This window comes from Thalassotalea atypica (assembly GCF_030295975.1).
GTDB lineage: Bacteria > Pseudomonadota > Gammaproteobacteria > Enterobacterales > Alteromonadaceae > Thalassotalea_F > Thalassotalea_F atypica.
This window is the reverse complement of the sequence record NZ_AP027364.1, coordinates 1,996,328-2,008,840: the sequence shown is the minus strand read 5'-3', so window position 1 is coordinate 2,008,840 and position 12,513 is coordinate 1,996,328. Positions and strand designations below refer to the sequence as shown.

Below are 12,513 nucleotides of genomic sequence, written 5' to 3'. Positions count from 1 at the left end.
TCAAAATGGATAAGTTATGACTCAGCTTTCACTAATATTTATTCTAAATACAGCTTTGCAGGCTTTGAGCAAGTGAGCTGCTCTTGCAGCTTTTTCACTTCATTTTCTGTTATCAATGTATTTTTATATAACGTTCCAAACATACTGATAACGTTTCCTTCATAAACCGCTGCAGCAATAGGTTAATTTTTTGTTGTGCCTCATTAAGTAATTTACAGGATATAATTTTTGTTTGTATACCCTATGCTGTCTAACCTAGGGTTCGGCAACTTCCAAAGCCTTTAAGCACTAGAAACAACATCGTAAAGAGTTTAAGGCTGACTAGTAAGGCATCAGTTAAAAGATAAGGCGAAACGGTTAGCCGCCATAGAAGAAATGTTAAAATCAAATCAACATTAATCAATAAATACAATTAGATAAGATGGAATCATTAGGTTACGCGTAACCACAGAGCGGTTAGTTATTGACTCCTTTTACTTTCTAGCAATGAGCTGAATTGTGCTAGTCGAGCGTTCTAAAAATGCACCTTCGCAATACGCAAAATAATATAACCATAAACGCTTGAAAGTGTCATCGTACCCCAATGTTTTTAGTTCAGCCCACGAAGACAAAAAGTTATCTCTCCAATCGCTCAAGGTTCTTGCGTAATCTAAACCGATGTCATCGAGAGATTCAAACACTAAACTGCTGTTTTTTGTTAAGTGCTCTGACAAGACATTAACGGAAGGTAAAAACCCTCCAGGAAAAATATAACGCTGAATAAAATCCACGTTATTCTTGTAATAGTCAAAGCGCTGATCAGCAATAGTAATGGATTGAATTAATAACTTTCCACCGTATTTAAGGCGATCATTACATTGCTTAAAAAAACTTGGTAAATACTGAAATCCAACGGCTTCAATCATTTCAATAGAAACAACTTTGTCGTAGCTACCAGCTAAATCTCGGTAGTCGTCTTTCAATAGTGTGATTTGTTCACTTAACCCTACTTCTTCAATACGTTTTTGCGCATATGCATATTGCGCGTCAGAAATCGTCGTTGTGGTGACACGGCATCCATAATGTCGAGCAGCGTATATAGCCAAACCTCCCCACCCAGTTCCAATTTCTAATAGGTGGTCGTTCTCGGTCAATTCAAGCTTGTCACAAATGGTTTTTAGTTTGTACAGTTGTGCTTCATGCAGTGTTGCTTCTGATGACGGATAAACCGCAGATGAATACATCATGGTAGGATCTAAAAATCGTGTGTAAAGCTCGTTGCCTAGGTCGTAATGTGCAAGAATGTTTCGCTTTGAACCCGACTGGCTGTTTCTATTTTGCCAATGAGAAAATGAATTTTTCAGTTTAGTAAACCATGATTTATTTTGTTCTAAACTATCGGTTTGTTGTTGCGCTTTAGCAAATATTCGTATGACGTTAGTTAAATTTGGGCTACTCCACTTACCCGCAATGAATGCTTCTGCAGCACCAATACTGCCGCCTTTAACAAAGTCTCTATAAACACTCATATCATGAACACATATTTTGCCTGTAATACTTGTATCACTAGAGCATTTCGGAAAAGTATATTTAGTCTCCTTTTCTACAATTTCTAGCTGCCCATAAGTGAGTTTTGAGAAAACAGTGTGAACTATGTTACGACAACGTTTGTCTATCCAACTAGCTGACTGTAACGTGTTTACCATTTCAACTTGTTCCATTCTTACGCCCCAATATGTATTTCGTGTGACTTCGCTTTACAAGCGTTATTTTTGATAACCAATAAACGGTATACGCTTCACTAATAGCTTCATTGCTTGCCAATAAATAGTGGCTACTACCTTAACTGTCATTATTGGTAACTGGCACCAAACCTTAAAAAGGCTATGGCTTGAGAACTCTTGTTTATGCATCACTAAGCTGGCGTCAAATAATTTTTCTAACGGTTGGCCTTGTGAATTTGTTCTTTTATTTTCAATTTTGACCAATAACTTATCGCTGTCTTTCGACGGCGGCGTCACCTGCCAAAAGTAGCTCATGTCTAAATCCATAAATGGAGAGACTTGAAACGCTTTTTTAGTGACCTTGTCATCTGTCGTTTGTAAATCAACCCAATAATAATGTCGTTCGTTCCACGGCGTATTACTGACTTCTGCAAGCATTTGAGTACATTGCCCTCTACTGTCATAGCAAAAGTAGAAATTAGCAGGACTGAAATAAACGCCGAAACATCGGACTTGCACTAACATCACAATACTTGAAATATCCGCATGTCCCTGCAATTCGGCTACTTTACTGGTTATACGTTGAGATAGTGTTTGTGGTTCACCTCGTAAGTAATCTTTTTCAACAAATCGTAATGGGTGATACCAAGAAAAACCAAATATGCCCTGTGATGTCGTATTTTTCTCAACATCAGATACATTCAGAGCAAGCATGTACAATGAATAGCTAAAGCAATGCTTTTTAGGACTAAAACGTCGATGATTGATTTGTCCTACATAAATGTAGCTCTTTGAAAAAGGTGTATTCATTAGCTTTTAGGTTCAAACTCTTTTAAATAGCAATGAAAGCGTTGAGCAACTTCAACACCGCTTCTCACACCATCTTCGTGAAATCCGCTATGCCAGTAGGCACCAGCGAAATGCGTATGCTTTAAGCCACATATTAAATGCCTTTGCTTCTGAGCGTTAATTGAGGCACTAGAAAATGTAGGATGATGATAGGTGAACTCCCGTAGTATTTTATTAGGATCAATATCAGCTTTTTGGTTTAACGTGACGCAGAAAGTATGTTCGCTTTCTATACCTTGTAAAATATTCATGTTGTAGGTCACACTGGCGGCTTTATCTCGATCATCACTGAGTTGATAGTTCCAGCTCGCCCAAGCGTTCTTTCTATTAGGCAATAACCGCTCATCAGTATGTAAAATAACTGAATTTTCACTGTAAGGCATGGCCGAAAGCACAGAGCGTTCAGCATCACTTGGATCGAGTAAAAGAGCTAATGCTTCATCTGAATGGCAGGCAATAACCACCTCATCATACGTTTCAGCATCGCCATCTTCCATATGAATGATTACCTTTTCGTCACTTCTAGATATGCCTGAAATACGAGAATTTAGTTTAATTTGATTCGCAAATGATTTAGTTAACGGTGGTAAATAGTTCCTAGAACCTTCTGGGATAACATACCATTGCGGGCGGTCGGCAATATTTAACAGGCCATGATGGTGAAAGAATTGCACAAAAAATCGTAACTCAAATAATTCCATTTGCGCTAAAGAACTGGACCATATAGCAGCGCCCATTGGCAGAATATAGTGATCCGCAAAAAACGAACCAAAGCCATTGTCTTTTAAAAATTGTCCTAAAGTGTATCCGTCATAATAATCTTGTCTTTCAAACACCGTTTTACATAACTTATTGAAACGCAGTATTTCTTTGACCAACATCCAGAATTTGGGTCTAAAAATATTTCGTCTTTGAGCAAATAATGTATTCAGGTTATGTCCGTTATACTCCAAACCAGTTATACAGTTATGGACAGAAAAGCTCATCTCTGTTGCTTGTCTACCTACGCCTAGCTCGGATAGTAGTGCTAAGTAATTAGGATAGGTTTTATTATTAAATACAATAAAACCTGTGTCGATTGCATAATCTTTACCATCAACATTGACATCTACGGTGGCCGTGTGACCACCAATTCGATCATTCTTTTCATACACAGTCACTTTATACTTTTTAGACAATAAGTAAGCCGTTGTTAGGCCTGATATGCCTGAGCCGATAATTGCTATATTTTTCATGTAGTATGATTCCTTAAAATGATCGACTGCCAAACAACTGCGGGCAAATAGGAGAACAACTTCAGTAGCAATGTTAACCGCTTAGGAAAATGTAGATATTTTTTACGAGATTGAATGCCTTTGAACATGCGTTTAGCCGCTTGTTCACTCGTTAACAAGAATGGCATAGGAAAATCATTCTTATCGGTAAGAGGCGTTTTAACAAACCCTGGGTGAACTAAAGTCACATCGATTCCATACTTTGCTATATCGAGTCGCAAGCTGTTTGCCAAATAATCCAGCCCGGCTTTCGAGGCGCCATAAGCTTCACTGCGAGGAAACGGTAAGATAGTTGCACTTGAACTCACCAGAACAACTTGTCCCCCTCGTTTTACTTTGGGCAACAAGTATTGCAAAAGCCAACCGATAGACGTGAGATTAGTGCCAATAACATTAGCAAAAGATTGGCCGTCGAATTTCATTACATCGTCTATATATATACAATCACCAGCGTTAAGAATGAGTAAATCTAACTCACCTATCGATTCAGTATTTTGCTTAATGGATTGTGGAACAGTTACATCAAAGGCACATACCTGTGCCCCACGTTGACTTAATGTAGATAACTTCTCTTTGTTTCTACCACACGCTATAACTTGATGTCCTGCATTAACATATTCTTCAAATAAAGACAGCCCAATACCTGAAGTAGCTCCCGTTATTAGCACAGTTACCGATGCCATTATTGTGCAGCCTTCTTTTTTATCCACTTCACTACTCGGCCGAGAATCGGGAGTTGTTCATAGATCATTGCGCCCAAATCAAGATAGTCACGGTGATAAAACACTTTACCTTCGCTGCCTTTAATATGTGTACAACCATTAATGGTGACTTTTCTCCCATGATTCAGGGTTGAATGTTCATAAACCATTGTCCAATAAATCGATGCCTGCTCATTATCGAATATCATGTTATCTATGGTGAAATGACATGAAGAAAGATTTTCATAGAGCTTTTCAAAATAGACATATAAATTATCAAAACCATGGATTTGATGAATGGGATCAACAAACGTGACATCGCTATGATAAATTTCTTCCAACAAGTCGAGGTTGTCTGTAGAAAGCTCTTGATAAGTATTGACGAAAATCCTCAACCAATAAGGCTCGTTTGATGGAATTATGTCATTATCTTTTACTGCGTGTTGTTCCATGATAGTTACCATAAGGGTATGAGTATTTTTGATTGCTTTTCAGTGTGATTTTTCAATTAAAAGCTACCAATTAAGTTGTAACGGGCTGAGCAATTAAACTTTATAGAACGCAAGCGCTTTTATCCTTGCTTCTTTGTGTTCAACTATTGCCGGCCAGTAGGTATTGATTTTGTTTTCGTTAATATACTGATGAGGAAAATGAATTTTTTTATCAGGGATATCATTTAGCTCTGGTATATATTTACGTATGAATTTCCCATTTGGATCAAAACGTTCACTTTGGCGAATTGGGTTAAATATTCTAAAATAAGGTTGAGCATCACACCCCGTACTAGCAGCCCACTGCCACCCACCATTATTTGAAGCTAAATCTCCATCGATAAGGTGTTTCATGAAATATCTCTCGCCTTGGCGCCAATCTATCAACAGATGTTTGGTTAAAAAGCTCGCCACCACCATTCTGAGTCGATTATGCATCCAGCCCGTTTGATTAAGTTGCCTCATCGCTGCATCAACAATTGGGTAACCTGTTTTTCCCGCACACCATGCGTCAAAAGCATTTTGCTGGGCAGGCCACGTAAAGGATTGATATTTTTCATTAAAACACTGGTGCTTGCATAAACGTTGTTCATGGAACAGTAAATGACGATAAAACTCACGCCAGATAAGTTCATTCAACCAAGAAAATTCTGCGCTGTCTGTCGCTAAAAGTATGTCTGGAAATTGTGTTAATAATGTCATTAATACAGCACGTGGGCTTATAACACCAGCGGCTAAATAAGGTGACAGGCCTGAAGTTCCCTTAATGGATGGAATGTCTCGATTCTTGTGATAATCATGCAGTTTTTGTTGATAGAATAGTGGAAGAACATCGCGTTCGAATACCGTAGACAATGGCCAAGCTTCCGACAAACTATAGTTAGCTCTTTTACTGTCCACCGATGATTTGCTTTTCCTCAAAGACCTTTCATTGCTTAACTGCAACTGGTTATCATCAACTATTTTCCCTTCATAATCGAACCCATTTTCTCGTACGTATTTCAACCAGGCACGTTTAAATGGCGTGAATACCTTAAACATATGGCCTGATTGGTTAAGTACTTTGCCCTTTGGAACAACGACATCAGACTCAAACAAACGCAGGTCAATTCCTTTCTTAGCAAGCGACTTATCGCGTCGCTGTTCATTATATTCAACTTCGCCATTAGCAACTACGGTAAAGTCACCATTTGTTGTGCAGTAGTTATCGATAAAGGTAGCTTGGCTTTCAAAATCAAGGACAGTAATTAACTGGAGATCTACGCCCAAAGCTTTAAGTTCTATAACCAGTGCTGCAGCATGGCGCTTAATAAAGTCAATTTTTATTGGTGCCCAGTCATGTTCATCCCACTGTTTTTCTGTAATGAAAAAAAATGCCTTACGCTCAGTGCAATCAACTGTCTGATCGATAAAGTAGCGTAAGGCAGGATTATCATGGGTTCTTAGGTCATTACGAAACCAAAAAATCAAAAGTGTTCCTTAAAACGTCAAATAGTTTAAAGACTAATAGGCATACCTGAGTTTTAGTGCATCAGGATAAGGAGATAAATACGATTGTTTTGCTAGATAATCTTTCGGATATTGAAGTAAATAGTGCTTTATCAATGTTAACGGAGCAATTAGTGGAATTAACCCTTCACGATAGGCATCGATCTGTTCACATAATTCTTTTCGCTCATTTTTTTTCAGATGCTTAGAAAAATACCCTTGAATATGAGACAGTGTATTCGCATGCTTTTTGCGAGTCGCTTTTATTTTAAGCGCCGCCATTAGCCCTGAAATATACAGTTCAGCCATTTTTTCTAAAGGCATTCCAGGTTGTGCCAACAATTGTCCTAGCTCTTTATAAGCAATTAAGTCATGGCTCATCACCGTATACTTATATTGACTGTGAAATGTCATCAACTTGTGCTTAGTTAAATCTGATGCAACTAAATTCTGCCAATGCTTGTACGCAAAAATTCGGGCAACAAAATTTTCTCGGATCAACGGATCATTCAAACGACCGTTCTCTTCGCAAGGTAGCAGTGGATTAGCATCCATGATTTCTTTTGCAAATACACCGATGCCGTCCGACACGAGTGCATTGCCTTCAGGTGAATACACTTTCACACGCTCCATGCCACAACTAGGACTTTTAGCACAAAAAACGTAACCACTTAGATCGTTAGTTAGCTTCGCTACTTTTTGACCATAGGCTTTCAAAGCGGATGTAACATCACCACTACCATCTGGTCTTGAAACCTGAATAATATCATCTTGTTTTATTTGACGAATGGTGGGTCTAGGAATAGGCAAACCAATAGCAACTTCAGGGCAAAAAGACTTATAGGTCACGTGCTGACCAAGCTCATTAATACAAAATGTAGACGGTTTATTACTTGCATCAAATCGTACTTTTTCGCCGATAAGACAAGCACTAATCCCTATTTTCAGTTCTTCTTTTCTAACAGAATGAATCATTATTTTCGCCCTCTAATAAATAAACGAGCCAATTGGGTTCAGTAACCTATTTATCCCCTGTGTAAATTGCAACGCATCATTAGCTACTGTGTAACACAAGCAGCCATTTTCTGATACAGGGTTATGCTGATGGCTACCATCAAGCATAATAAAATCGCCTTTTACATACTCACCATATTCATCACTAAAAGAGCCTTCAAGTAACACAGTTAGTTCAAACCCCCTGTGCGTATGTTCTGGTACCCCACCACCGGGGTCAATATGTAGTAAACTGGTGTGAATTTCACATTCATTAAGGTGAATTCGAGATCTCGAAAGTTTTCCAATGTTTGCTGCTTTACCAACATCCATTTTGCTTAGTACTGACGGTAACGAATAGGTGCTTTCTTTAAATGAAACTATTTTTTCTATTTTAGGCTCTACTATATCGATGTCCGACGAAGCAGTAATCCCATCAATCATTTTTTCAATATCAAACTCAGCAACCCGTTCATTACATTGCTTCTCTTCTACAATAAACCTATCAAGAAATGCTTCTTCAAAGCTCACCTCGGCGACTTGTTCAGTGAGTTGTGCAATTTTTTGCTGGCATACCGGACACAAATCGGCATGAATAGCTATTCCGGCTGATAAAGAGGCAGGTAAATCGCCGTTTACAAATGATTGAATCAACTCAAACTTAGGGTGATGTTTAATCATGGTTGTCTCCTAACTGCAATTTGAGTTTTGCTATTGCTAAACGCAAACGGGACTTTATAGTTCCTAGAGGTAAATTGAGATGAACTGCCAACTGTTCTTGTGACATTTCCATGAAGTAAAAACCTTTTACCACTTGTTGCTGAGTTTCAGGTAGTTTTTCAATGACACTCAGCAGCTGCCTTTTACCTAAATGATCATCAAAGGATTCATCGTTAGTGACTGCATTTTCCGCAAGTGGCCAAATATCATCACTTAAATTATCTTCTTGATTCCCTTTAATTTTCCTTAAGCTATCAAAGGTGACATTTCTCATCACCGTGTATACCCACGTAGTGGCTGCCCCTTTGTTTTCATCAAATAAATGCGCTTTTCGCCAAACGTTACTCATTGTTTCTTGAACAACTTCACTCGCTTGAGATTCGTTCGGAAACTTACCACGGGAGATTCGTAATATTTTGGGAGCAAAAAACTCAAACAAATGGGTAAACGCCTGTTTGTCTCGTTGGTTTGCAACGGCATTAAGCCATTGGCAAAGCTGTGTATGATCTATTTTTTCGGACATATTAATAGATTTAGCATTTGTCTCTTTTCTTAGCAAGTTAGTTTGCATTGTTCTCAGGTGCCTCGCTGAATGCTATTCATATTGTTAATACGCTGCTTTTAATAAAAAGATCACTAGAAATTAAATTTATTTTAAAATAATTGCCTGTATGAAATTTTTTGCTTCCGTATAGGTGTGTTTTGAGACAAATGAATTTTTGATATTTATTGCCAAAGGTAGCAATTCTAACCAACGTGCAAGTACCCAGCTTTCATTATCAATTTCTTTTATTTGATACAGCTCATTAAGCCCTTTGTCATTTTCAAATACTTTTTGCAATGAATAAGAAAGATCTGCTGAAATTGTACCTATGTCATTTTCTGACCAATGTTCTATGACTATCACTTGCCCAAACATCAATTTATCATTGTCTGGCTCCATACCTTTAATTTCAACAAGCGATTTACATTTGACGTCAATCTCTAGCACACCGTCTTTTCCGTGATCAAAGTTGATGATTTCAACCCAACTCCCCCATAAGACTTTTTGTTCTTGTACACCATCAATATCTGACCAAATGATGAACCCCGCCCCTTGAGAGGCGACTCGAACCATTTTTAAATAGCGGCGTTCGAAGATTCGCAATCGTGTAATACCACCAGGAAGTAAAAAAAGCGGCAAAGGAAAAATCGGTAACTTAAATTCAACACAGCTCATTGACGAAAACATTTCTTAATAGATTCATAGTAACCAATACGTAATGAACGCCATAATTGATCACTTAATAAATATTTGACATAAAAAAGCCCCTTTTAAAAGGGGCAAAGAGCATATGTGTACATCTAAACATGTGCACAGCTAGGAATTTTTCTTAGTCAAGAATCACCGTATCAATGACATGGATAACACCATTGGTGGTGTATACATCTTCAATTACAACGGTCGAACCTTCTATGACTAACATGCCAGTATCAGCATCTATTGTGACGTCAATCGTTTCACCTGAGGCAGTTGTTAAGGCTGAACCATTTGCAGCAAAGGCATCTAATGAACCAATAGCGGTACCACTGACTACATGTGATAATAGGACATTGGTAAGTGCTGTCGTATCACCTAATAGCGCTGAAAGAGCATCCGGATCAATTTTGTCGAAAGCGGCATTAGTTGGCGCAAATACAGTAAATGTAGCACTTTCATCTGATAATGTTGTGACTAAATCAGCGGCTGTTAGAGCAGTGACAAGGGTAGAAAAGTTTTCGGAGTCCGCAATTGCAACTTCTACAATATTCTGAGTAGGTGTCCCCATCATTGCTGGAGGTAAAATTACAGTATCAACAACATGTATCACACCATTATCTGCCATTACGTCAGCGGCACTAACTTTTGAACCATTTATAAATAACGTTGAGTCAACAAATGAAAGCGCGATTTCACTAGTGTTAGCGGTTATAGCTTTGTTGTCTGATGATTGAGCCAATGTAATGGCAGCATCTGACAATACTTTTTCAGGTACTACATGATAAAGCAGAATATTAGATAATTGTTCTGTAGTTAAATTCTCAATTGTTCCCGCTGGTAATTTTGCAAATGCAGCATCCGTTGGTGCAAATACCGTAAAACTTGCATCCAAATCAGCCAGTGTTGAATCCAAGCCCGTTGACTGGAGGGCTGACACTAAAGTAGTAAAGCTACCATTGGCTTGTGCAACATCCACGATACTCATCGCTGGTGTTGGAATATCAACATTACCCACAATCACAGCATCTATTACGTGGATAATGCCGTTAGTGGTGTGTAAATCTTTAATAACAATATTTGCTCCACCGAATGTCAACATATCAGTGGTTGAGTTAATACGAAGAAGAACATCCGCCAGAGAAGCTGTAGTAACATTGGTATTGTTCAAGCTGTACGCTGTAATCGAATCAACAGCTACATCAGCGATAACGTGCTGAAGCAGGATATTTGACAATACATCAGTGTTTTCAAGTAGCGTGGCAATTGTCTCTGAACCAATGATTGCAAACGCATCGTCTGTGGGAGCAAAAACAGTAAAGGTACTACTTTCATCAGCCAACACCGAATCTAATCCTGTTGCTTGAAGCGCTGCGACCAGTGTAGTAAAACTGCCATTAGCGACGGCTGTTTCAACGATGTTTGCTGTTTGTGTCATCACTTTTTCAGGTGGAAGCAGCACGGCATCAATCACGTGAATAATACCATTATCTGTTTGTATGTCTGTCGCCGTTACTGTTACTGTATTTACTAATAATTCGCTACCATCTAATGATAATGCCAACTTATCTCCATTGACCATATCTATGGTAGAGCCTGCCAAGTCTATCGCCGTAGCAGCATCAACTTCGCCGTCAAATACATGATAAGTTAGGATATCTGATAATGTTTCAGTATCTGCTAAAAGCGCGTCTATTGTTGCGCTTCCAAGTAAAGCAAATGCATCGTCAGTTGGCGCAAACACCGTGAATGAAGCGCTTTCGTCATATAGTGTCGCGTCGAGACCTGTCGCTTCTAATGCAGCGACTAACGTAGTGAAGCTGCCATTACTTTTTGCTGCATCTATTATTGTTGTTGCTACGGGCGTTGGTGCCTCTTGAACAGTGGGTGTTTCGCTATAAGAATCATTATCATTGCATGCTTGAATAAACATTATACTGAGCATTGTTACGCTTATCATTCTGAAGTATTTCACAGGTATTCTCCGGTTGTTTGTTAAGCAGATTTACGTCAACAAACTGAACAAAGATCATAAATTTCAGTAGAGATTAGAAATATATTTTTAAATGATCCTGATTGATGAATATTACGTATTAAATGTGTTAAAACGGAGCTTCTATAATGACGAAAACATACTTGATTACCGGCGGCACAGGCCTTGTAGGTAAAGCGTTTATTGAATCCTTATCAACACGATGTGCGACCATTATGGTCCTGACTAGAGATGCTAATAAGGCACGTTATCTGTTGGGTAATCACATAACAGCTATTGAAAAATTGTCTTTGTATCATGTAGAACAAGCAGATGTTATTTTAAACCTTGCTGGCGAGCCTATTGCCGACAAACGTTGGTCAGAGAGTCAGAAAAGTGTTATTTGCCAAAGTAGATGGGGCATTACGCGACAACTAGTCGAATTAATAAAAAGAGCTGAAACACCACCAAAATTACTGATTTCTGGCAGTGCGATAGGTATGTATGGCAGGCAAGCTAAATGTGTCGTTGATGAAAGTTATACAAATTACCATCAAGAATTTACACATGATGTATGTACCCATTGGGAAAAAATAGCTTTATCCTTGCCAGATAAAGCAACAAGAGTAGCAGTAATAAGGACAGGTATTGTGTTATCGAGTCAAGGTGGAGCGCTGAGAAAAATGTTATTTCCGTTCAAGATAGGCTTAGGTGGTAAAGTGAGTGACGGTAAACAAATGATGTCTTGGATACATATTCAGGACATGGTGGATGCAATAAAGTACATCGAAGAGAATAAGACACTTGTAGGCCCAATCAACTTAACGGCACCAACGCCAGTATCGAACAAAGTATTTAGCCAAGCACTAGCAACGCAGCTCAATAGACCAGGTATTTTTACAACCCCTGCGTGGCTACTGAGACTTATACTCGGGGAAATGTCTGACTTGTTGCTGTTTGGTCAAAGCGTTATGCCTAAAAAGCTAATGGATGCGGGGTACAAATTCAAGCACTCAACAATTGATCAAGCATTCAAAGATTTGTTTTAGTCCAACTTTTTTAGCCCAATAGAGTATCGCCCGATA

General features: G+C 38.6%; 12 protein-coding genes. 1 reads left to right on the top strand and 11 read right to left on the bottom strand.

Annotation, left to right across the window (positions count from 1 at the left end; genetic code table 11):
• Nucleotides 1–473 precede the first annotated feature (473 nt).
• From QUE03_RS09325 to QUE03_RS09275, 11 genes are all read right to left on the bottom strand, one after another.
• On the bottom strand, nucleotides 474–1,700 hold the full coding sequence (locus tag QUE03_RS09325) for an SAM-dependent methyltransferase (RefSeq protein ID WP_286267388.1): 1,227 nt from the start codon (nucleotides 1,698–1,700) through the stop codon (nucleotides 474–476).
• A gap of 45 nt (nucleotides 1,701–1,745) precedes the next feature.
• Nucleotides 1,746–2,513, bottom strand: a complete 768-nt coding sequence (locus tag QUE03_RS09320) for a DUF1365 domain-containing protein (RefSeq protein WP_286267386.1) — start codon at nucleotides 2,511–2,513, stop codon at nucleotides 1,746–1,748.
• Nucleotides 2,513–3,787: an NAD(P)/FAD-dependent oxidoreductase gene (locus tag QUE03_RS09315; protein WP_286267384.1), complete on the bottom strand. Its 1,275-nt coding sequence runs from the start codon at nucleotides 3,785–3,787 to the stop codon at nucleotides 2,513–2,515. Before QUE03_RS09315 ends, QUE03_RS09320 begins: the two co-directional genes overlap by 1 nt.
• The gene (locus QUE03_RS09310) at nucleotides 3,784–4,509 is read right to left on the bottom strand and encodes an SDR family NAD(P)-dependent oxidoreductase (RefSeq protein ID WP_286267382.1); all 726 of its coding nucleotides are present in this window, start codon (nucleotides 4,507–4,509) and stop codon (nucleotides 3,784–3,786) included. The genes QUE03_RS09315 and QUE03_RS09310 overlap by 4 nt, the downstream gene beginning before the upstream one ends.
• A complete protein-coding gene (locus QUE03_RS09305; RefSeq protein WP_286267380.1) occupies nucleotides 4,509–4,979 on the bottom strand; it encodes a nuclear transport factor 2 family protein in 471 nt (156 codons plus the stop codon). Before QUE03_RS09305 ends, QUE03_RS09310 begins: the two co-directional genes overlap by 1 nt.
• Before the next feature lie 93 nt (nucleotides 4,980–5,072).
• Nucleotides 5,073–6,488 (bottom strand): cryptochrome/photolyase family protein, encoded by a 1,416-nt coding sequence (locus QUE03_RS09300; RefSeq protein WP_286267377.1) that lies wholly within the window; start codon nucleotides 6,486–6,488, stop codon nucleotides 5,073–5,075.
• Between the two features lie 33 nt (nucleotides 6,489–6,521).
• Nucleotides 6,522–7,481 (bottom strand): YbgA family protein, encoded by a 960-nt coding sequence (locus QUE03_RS09295; protein ID WP_286267375.1) that lies wholly within the window; start codon nucleotides 7,479–7,481, stop codon nucleotides 6,522–6,524.
• Between the two features lie 12 nt (nucleotides 7,482–7,493).
• Nucleotides 7,494–8,180, bottom strand: a complete 687-nt coding sequence (locus tag QUE03_RS09290; RefSeq protein WP_286267373.1) for a ChrR family anti-sigma-E factor — start codon at nucleotides 8,178–8,180, stop codon at nucleotides 7,494–7,496.
• Complete coding sequence (locus tag QUE03_RS09285; protein ID WP_286267371.1) at nucleotides 8,173–8,742, bottom strand: sigma-70 family RNA polymerase sigma factor; 570 nt, start codon at nucleotides 8,740–8,742, stop codon at nucleotides 8,173–8,175. The genes QUE03_RS09290 and QUE03_RS09285 overlap by 8 nt, the downstream gene beginning before the upstream one ends.
• A 126-nt stretch (nucleotides 8,743–8,868) precedes the next feature.
• Nucleotides 8,869–9,438 (bottom strand): LON peptidase substrate-binding domain-containing protein, encoded by a 570-nt coding sequence (locus QUE03_RS09280; protein ID WP_286267369.1) that lies wholly within the window; start codon nucleotides 9,436–9,438, stop codon nucleotides 8,869–8,871.
• A gap of 154 nt (nucleotides 9,439–9,592) precedes the next feature.
• Nucleotides 9,593–11,401, bottom strand: coding sequence for a fasciclin domain-containing protein (locus QUE03_RS09275; RefSeq protein ID WP_286267367.1), 1,809 nt, complete (start codon nucleotides 11,399–11,401; stop codon nucleotides 9,593–9,595).
• Between the two features lie 176 nt (nucleotides 11,402–11,577).
• On the opposite strand from QUE03_RS09275, the gene QUE03_RS09270 reads away from it, so the two are divergent.
• Nucleotides 11,578–12,477 (top strand): TIGR01777 family oxidoreductase, encoded by a 900-nt coding sequence (locus tag QUE03_RS09270; RefSeq protein WP_286267365.1) that lies wholly within the window; start codon nucleotides 11,578–11,580, stop codon nucleotides 12,475–12,477.
• The last annotated feature ends 36 nt before the right edge of the window (nucleotides 12,478–12,513 follow it).

Coding starts and splice junctions, on each gene's coding strand:
- QUE03_RS09325 (WP_286267388.1), bottom strand. CDS start 1,700: ATGGAACAAGTTGAAATGGTAAACACGTTACAGTCAGCTAGTTGGATA.
- QUE03_RS09320 (WP_286267386.1), bottom strand. CDS start 2,513: ATGAATACACCTTTTTCAAAGAGCTACATTTATGTAGGACAAATCAAT.
- QUE03_RS09315 (WP_286267384.1), bottom strand. CDS start 3,787: ATGAAAAATATAGCAATTATCGGCTCAGGCATATCAGGCCTAACAACG.
- QUE03_RS09310 (WP_286267382.1), bottom strand. CDS start 4,509: ATGGCATCGGTAACTGTGCTAATAACGGGAGCTACTTCAGGTATTGGG.
- QUE03_RS09305 (WP_286267380.1), bottom strand. CDS start 4,979: ATGGAACAACACGCAGTAAAAGATAATGACATAATTCCATCAAACGAG.
- QUE03_RS09295 (WP_286267375.1), bottom strand. CDS start 7,481: ATGATTCATTCTGTTAGAAAAGAAGAACTGAAAATAGGGATTAGTGCT.
- QUE03_RS09290 (WP_286267373.1), bottom strand. CDS start 8,180: ATGATTAAACATCACCCTAAGTTTGAGTTGATTCAATCATTTGTAAAC.
- QUE03_RS09285 (WP_286267371.1), bottom strand. CDS start 8,742: ATGTCCGAAAAAATAGATCATACACAGCTTTGCCAATGGCTTAATGCC.
- QUE03_RS09280 (WP_286267369.1), bottom strand. CDS start 9,438: ATGAGCTGTGTTGAATTTAAGTTACCGATTTTTCCTTTGCCGCTTTTT.
- QUE03_RS09275 (WP_286267367.1), bottom strand. CDS start 11,401: ATGCTCAGTATAATGTTTATTCAAGCATGCAATGATAATGATTCTTAT.
- QUE03_RS09270 (WP_286267365.1), top strand. CDS start 11,578: ATGACGAAAACATACTTGATTACCGGCGGCACAGGCCTTGTAGGTAAA.